At 59.2% G+C, this 975-nt stretch carries 1 protein-coding gene; it reads right to left on the bottom strand.

All coding sequences use genetic code 11. The annotated features are described in order from the left end of the window. Positions 1-236: 236 nt before the first annotated feature. Positions 237-975: hypothetical protein (locus tag HU736_RS21655; RefSeq protein ID WP_217862402.1), on the bottom strand; the 739-nt coding region annotated here is incomplete at its 5' end.

Below are 975 nucleotides of genomic sequence, written 5' to 3'. Positions count from 1 at the left end.
GCGGCCCAGGCCGTCGAAGGTTTGCTGGCCCAGTACTGCTGAAAAGACGCGCTGTTGCATGCGAGACATCAGCCCTCCTTGGTCCCTTCGGTGACGAACCTCGTCACGGAACCGGTCTGTCGTCAGTCTAGGACGAGACGCTGTTTGGTACACCTGGCAGAACTATCAGGCCAGGAGCATTCACCGTGTGCCGAACCAGGCTGTCCGCGAGGTCGTGGCAAGAATGTCAAAAACGCCTACTGTGGGAAGTAAATGTTCCATACCGCATCCACATATTTGTCCTCGGAGCCGATGTGAAACCGGGTGCTAGTTGGGAGTGTCGACCTTTGCGACAGTATTTTGCCGTACCCCTTGCCCGCGAGCATTCGTTTGGCGGTCGCCGGAAAATCGTCGACTTTCAGCACGCCCATCGGACTTAGCACTGGCCGCTTGATGGCATTGGCTACCTGTTGAGCTGCCCCCGAGTTGCCTGCATTGCAAGCGATCAGCGTCAGCGGACTTTGCGGGTCGGTAAGACCTGCATCGACGAACAGCTTGAGGTCTGGCTCTATCACTTCTCGAGCGAGCGTTTCACCATTGAGCCACCGACCGTCCCTGGCCAGCAAATTACCCCTTCGATCTCCATGAGTGAGAAAGGCCGGGCTTTTTTTGTTGTCATAGTTGGGGAAGAAGAACACATCTTTCGTCTGATCGGCCGTTGTACGTGGCAGATTCATGCTTTTGCCCTGTTTCGCTGTTTTGCCGAGCGACTTTCCAGCAGACCGACCCAGTTTGTTCGCCAGTGCACCCGCTGCTTTCGGTGCGATCTCCAGGGCAGAGCCCACCAGCCCCGTGCCGAGCGAGACCCAGCCCAGAATGCTCGCGGCCTTCTGGTCATACCCGGTGGCTTCCAGCACCGTCGACGCCAGCCCCGTCCCCAGTGAGATGGCGCCCAGGGCCGCGGCGCCGATGGCGGAGGCCCCGCTCGCCGTGAGA

This window comes from Pseudomonas shirazensis (assembly GCF_014268785.2).
GTDB classification, from domain to species: domain Bacteria; phylum Pseudomonadota; class Gammaproteobacteria; order Pseudomonadales; family Pseudomonadaceae; genus Aquipseudomonas; species Aquipseudomonas shirazensis.
The sequence above is the reverse complement of the archived record's forward strand: the minus strand, read 5'-3'. Positions and strand labels throughout refer to the sequence as shown.